We start from the raw sequence: 5,198 nt of genomic DNA, 5'->3' as shown, positions 1-5,198 counted from the left end.
CGGGACGACTGCCCACACGGGGGGCGACGGGGTTCAGCTCTTCTCGAAGCGGAAGCCGACTCCCCGGACCGTCGCGATGTAGCGGGGGTTCGCCGCGTCGTCGCCGAGCTTCTTGCGCAGCCAGGAGATGTGCATGTCGAGGGTCTTGGTGGAGGACCACCAGGTGGTGTCCCAGACCTCGCGCATCAGCTGGTCGCGGGTGACGACCCGGCCCGCGTCCCGGACCAGGACCCGGAGCAGGTCGAACTCCTTCGCCGTGAGCTGGAGCTCCTCGTCGCCCATCCAGGCCCGGTGCGACTCGACGTCGATCCGTACGCCGTGGGTCGCGGGGGCGGCGGCCGGCTCGGTGGAGCCGCGCNNGGTGACGTAGTCGTCGGCGCCCGCGTCGAGCCCGACGACGGTGTCGACCTCGTCCGCGCGGGCGGTGAGGACCAGGATCGGGACCGTGTGGCCCTCGGCACGCAGCCGGCGGGCGACTTCGAGGCCGTCCATGCCGGGCAGGCCCAGGTCGAGCACGACCAGGTCGACCCCGCCCTGGAGTCCGGCGTCGAGGGCGGTGGGGCCGTCCTCGCGGACCTCGACCTCGTATCCCTCTCTCCGCAGGGCGCGGGCCAGCGGTTCCGAGATGGATGCGTCGTCCTCGGCGAGCAGTACACGGGTCATGGGGTGATGGTAGTCCGCAAGGCACCCGGACCGGGGCGCGATCCGCAGGGCCCGGATGACCCCTGGGGATCTTGCGGGTATCCGGGGAATGACCTTCGAAAGATCGCTTACGGTTCCCTCGTCACCTGTGATCCATCTCTCAAGTCCTTCCATATCCGGCACTGTCGTGTCGTATGGTGGCGATACGTCAGTAGCGGTAATCGGGGACCTTTGGCCAGCTTCGCGCGCCAAGGTCCTCTTTCTGCGTAGGGTCGGCTCCGCCGAACCTTGACGGTGAACGACCTGTGGGCCGGGTCCCGGGACGCGCATACGCATCCCTCGGGGCGTGGATCCCGGCGGAATCACTCGACTCCGCCGGTGCCGGCCTCCCCCACCGGGCGCACCACGCTCACAAGGCGTGCGTCCCGACAGAGCAAGGATCGACATGGCGTCCAGCCTGACGACGACTTCTACCGGAACCCCTGGTTCCGAGAAGACGTTCTTCGGCCACCCCCGTGGCCTGGCCACCCTCTTCATGACCGAGATGTGGGAGCGTTTCTCCTACTACGGCATGCGGGCCCTTCTCGTTCTGTACCTGGTCTCCGGCGGCGCGGACGCGGCGACCGGCAGCCAGGGTGGCGGCCTCGCGATGACCGCGGCGACGGCGACGGCGATCTACTCCGTCTACGTCTCGATGGTCTACCTGATGGCCATGCCCGGCGGCTGGTTCGGCGACCGCGTCTGGGGCGCCCGCAAGACCGTCACCATCGCCGGTTTCGTGATCATGGCCGGTCACGCCTCGCTGGCCATCCCCGGCCAGGCGATGTTCTTCGTCGGCCTGGCGCTCGTCGCCGCCGGCTCCGGTCTGCTGAAGGCCAACATCTCCACGATGGTCGGCCACCTCTACGACGGCCCGGACGACCCGCGCCGTGACGGTGGCTTCACGCTCTTCTACGTCGGCATCAACCTCGGCGCCTTCCTCGCCCCGCTGGTCATCGGCACCGTCGGCGAGAGCTACAACTGGCACCTGGGCTTCCTGCTCGCGGCCATCGGCATGGCCATCGGTCTGGGCCAGTTCCTCTTCGGCACCAAGCACCTGAACGAGAAGAGCAGCGTGGTCCCGAACCCGCTCTCCGACGCCGAGCGCAAGTCGGTCCTCGTCAAGGTCTGCGCCACGATCGCCGTCGTCGCCGTCTTCTACGGCATCGTCGTCGCCGCCGGCATGTACACCCTGAACTGGGCGCTCGTCCCGATCACCCTCGCCGGTCTGCTCATCCCGATCGCCGTGATCGTCCGCATCAAGCGCGACAAGGACCTCGACAAGGCCGAGCAGTCGAAGGTCACCGGCTACATCTGGTTCTTCGTGGCCGCGGCAGTCTTCTGGATGATCTACGACCAGGGCGGCTCGACCCTGTCCCTCTTCGCGGACAGCAAGACCACCGACCACATCGGTCCGCTGAGCTTCCCGGCCACCTGGTTCCAGTCGCTCAACCCGCTCTTCGTCATGGCGCTGGCTCCGGTCTTCGCCTGGCTGTGGCTGTGGCTCGCCCGCCGCAACCAGGAGCCGAGCACCATCGTGAAGTTCTCGCTGGGCCTGGTCGGCATCGGCATCTCGTTCTTCGTCTTCCTGGCCCCGATCGGCCTGGCCACCGGCGACACCAAGGTCAGCCCGATGTGGCTGGTCGGGATCTACTTCATCCAGACCGTCGCCGAGCTGTGCCTCTCCCCGGTCGGCCTCTCCGTCACCACGAAGATGGCGCCGCAGAAGTACGCCTCGCAGATGCTGGGTGTCTGGTTCCTCGCCGTCACCGCCGGTGACTGCACCACGGGTCTGCTCTCCCTCGCGGGCGTGGACCTGAACGGCACCGGGATCATCGCGCTGCAGGCCGTGGCCGTCACGGTCGCCGCCGTCGCGGTCTTCATGTACCGCAAGAAGGTCAAGGCGCTCATGGGCGACGTCCACTGACGTCACCCGCCCCGCACGGAGGGCCCGTCGCACCGCACCGGTGCGACGGGCCCTCCGTCGTTTCCCGGTGCGTCACCGCCTGAGCCGCGCCCAGGGGGTGAAGGTGAAGACCGCGCCACCGAGCAGGATGATCGTGCCCGCGACGAGGGCGAGGGCGCGCAGGGCGCCGTTGTCGTCCGCGCCGGTGTGGGCGAGGTTCCCGCCGTCGGAACCGCCGGAGCCCGTGGTGGTGGCCGCGGAGGTCCCGCCGTCGTCACCGCCGGAGGCGCCGCCCGCCTGCTTGCTGGTGTCCAGTTCGAGGGAGGCCTGGACGGTGCCCTTGACCTGGCAGGGGATGACGATCGGCGAGCCGCCCAGCGAGACGCTGATGGTGAGCGCGCCCGGGCTGAGGGTGGACCTGCCCGTCGCCCCCGGCGTGTACGTGCCCTTCATGTCGGGCAGGTCGACCGGCTTGCCCGCCTCCAGGGGGGCCGCGTTGGCGGGACCGGTGACCTTCACCGTTCCGCTGTCGGCGCCACCGATCCTGACCGCCATGGACGGCTTGAGGGCGCCGGCGGGCAGGGCCGCCGGGCTGTCCATGACGCCCTTGGCGGTCTTGACCGTGAGGTCGTAGCCGTTGCCGTTCTTCCTGGCGTCGATCGTCACCTTGGAGGCGATCGAGGCGGGGCCGGGGGGCTGGCAGGAGAACTGGACCGCGACCTGCTTGCCGGAGAAGTCGGTCTGCCCGCCGGAGCCGCCGGAGCTTCCGCCGGTGTCGCCTCCGGTGGCGGTGGTGCCACCCGCCGTGGAACCCGTACCGCCGGAGGTGGTGGCCGAGCCGCCGGACGTGGAACTCGTACCGCCCGACGTGGTGGTCGAACCCCCGGACGTGGTGGTCGAGCCGCCGGACGTCGTCGTACCGCCCGACGTGGTGGTCGTACCGCCCGAGGTCGTCGAGCCGCCGGACGTCGCCGTACCGCCCGACGTCGTACCGCCCGACGTCGTACCGCCGCCGGAGGTCGAGGAGCCGTCCGTGACCTTGATCGTCGCGCCGACCGGGACCGTCTCCTTCGGGGAGCACTTGGTGTCCGTCGACAGGGGCTTCGACACGTTGATGTTGTACTTGCCGGGCGTCAGCGTGATCTCGCCCGCCTTGTCCAGCTTCAGCTTCCCCTTCATGTCGGGGAGCACCATCGGGCTGTTCTTCGGGATCGGCGGGTTCTGCCGCGGTCCCTCCATCGCCACGGTCCCGCTCCCCGCGCCGCCCACCGTGAGGACGCCGGTCGGCTTCACCGTGTCCTTGTCGAGGTCGAGCACGTCGGGGTTCTTCGAGGCGGCCTGGACCGTCTTCCAGACGATCTCGACCTCGTCGCCGACCTTGGCCTCCGCCGGTGCGGTGATCAGCACCTTCGTGGTGCCCTGCACGGGCGGGAGCCCCGAGATCGACGGCGGAATGCACTCCGTCGCGTAACTCACCTCGGCGGCCTGGGCGGGGCCGGCGGCATACAGGATCCCCGCGCCGCCGAGCATCAGCGCGACCCCGGCCGCGCTCATCCTCCGTTGCGTACTCACGCTTGTCCCTTCGTCGTCGTCGGGCTGCTGCTCTCTGGCGCTGACGGTGCGGAGTCAGGGCTGAACCACGGCAGGGCCGCGGTCGTCTCGCCGTCCCCCGGAGCGGGGGCGGAAACGGGTGTACGGGCCGGGGCGCGCCGACGCGGGCGCGCCCTCGTCCGGGTCCTGGGGGCGGCGGCCCGGCCGGCCCCGGAAACGGGCCGCACGCGGTCGACCACGGCCATGCCGATCCGGAACAGCGCGGCCGGCACCACGACGGCGAGGAGCGCCCAGAAGAGGGTCACGCCCCAGGGCCTGCCGACGCCCCACGGCTGCTCGACGAGGACCTTGCCCGCGTACTTCACGGAGACCTGGTAGTCGCCGTGCGCGCCGGCGGTGAGTTCGGCGGGGAGGCGGATGAGGGCCTTCCTGCCGGGTTCGATCGTGCCGCGCCACTGGTGCTCCTCGTACTGGGGCGCGAAGACGCCGTGGCTGGTGCCGACCTCGAAGACGGGGTCCTTGACGGCGGCCGGGCCGAGGTTGCCGACGGTGAAGACGACCTCGCGGCGCGCGGGCGCCCCGAACCAGACGAGGATCCCGCTGGAGCCGTCGAGGCGTACGGCGGCGAGGACGGCGAGGCGGCCGTCGCCGGAGGCTTCGGGGAGCGGGGCGGTGGGGTGCCCGGCGACCGTGAACTCCTTGTCGACGGCGTCCTGCTGGCCGGTGACCCCGGCGACGTGCACCACGCAGGGGCAGGGCTTGGGCGGTTCGGCGACGGGGAGCTTCGTGCTGAAGGCGCCTCTCTTGTCGACGGTGGCCGCGCGGCCCTCGGTGTTGGCGCAGGAGTTGGTGCCGCCGATGACGCCCCTGCCGGGGGCGCCCTGACCGCAGATCAGGAGCATGAGCAGCGCGCCGGGCTTCCAGCCGCTGCCGCTGACGGTGATCTCGCCGCCCTTGCCGCCCTCGGCCGCGGAGAGCTCGACGACGGGCCCCGGGGCCGCCGTCGCCGCGGGGGCGGTGGGCAGCAGGACGAGGGCGAGGGCGGTGAGCAGGGCGGCGG

The 5,198-nt window shown here is 70.9% G+C and carries 4 protein-coding genes; 1 reads left to right on the top strand and 3 read right to left on the bottom strand.

Annotated features, from left to right (window positions below; translation table 11 throughout):
- Positions 1-33 precede the first annotated feature (33 nt).
- Positions 34-663, bottom strand: coding sequence for a response regulator transcription factor (locus CCN56_RS03540; RefSeq protein ID WP_086823465.1), 630 nt, complete (start codon positions 661-663; stop codon positions 34-36).
- Between the two features lie 424 nt (positions 664-1,087).
- Between CCN56_RS03540 and CCN56_RS03535 the strand changes: the two genes are divergently transcribed.
- Positions 1,088-2,608: a peptide MFS transporter gene (locus CCN56_RS03535; protein WP_086823462.1), complete on the top strand. Its 1,521-nt coding sequence runs from the start codon at positions 1,088-1,090 to the stop codon at positions 2,606-2,608.
- Positions 2,609-2,680: 72 nt separating this feature from the next.
- Here CCN56_RS03535 and CCN56_RS03530 read toward each other — a convergent pair whose 3' ends face one another.
- Both CCN56_RS03530 and CCN56_RS03525 read right to left on the bottom strand, forming a co-directional pair.
- Positions 2,681-4,141 carry a hypothetical protein gene (locus CCN56_RS03530; RefSeq protein WP_086823459.1) on the bottom strand — a complete coding sequence of 487 codons (1,461 nt, stop codon included), beginning with the start codon at positions 4,139-4,141 and terminating at the stop codon, positions 2,681-2,683.
- A 14-nt stretch (positions 4,142-4,155) separates the two neighbouring features.
- On the bottom strand, positions 4,156-5,198 hold a 1,043-nt coding region (locus CCN56_RS03525; RefSeq protein ID WP_107484091.1), incomplete at its 5' end, for a hypothetical protein.

The organism is Streptomyces sp. NRRL B-24572 (assembly GCF_002156145.1).
GTDB lineage: Bacteria > Actinomycetota > Actinomycetes > Streptomycetales > Streptomycetaceae > Streptomyces > Streptomyces vietnamensis.
Note: the sequence above shows the minus strand (reverse complement) of the source record. Positions and strands in the feature narration are given on the sequence as shown.

Coding starts and splice junctions, on each gene's coding strand:
- CCN56_RS03535 (WP_086823462.1), top strand. CDS start 1,088: ATGGCGTCCAGCCTGACGACGACTTCTACCGGAACCCCTGGTTCCGAG.
- CCN56_RS03530 (WP_086823459.1), bottom strand. CDS start 4,141: ATGAGCGCGGCCGGGGTCGCGCTGATGCTCGGCGGCGCGGGGATCCTG.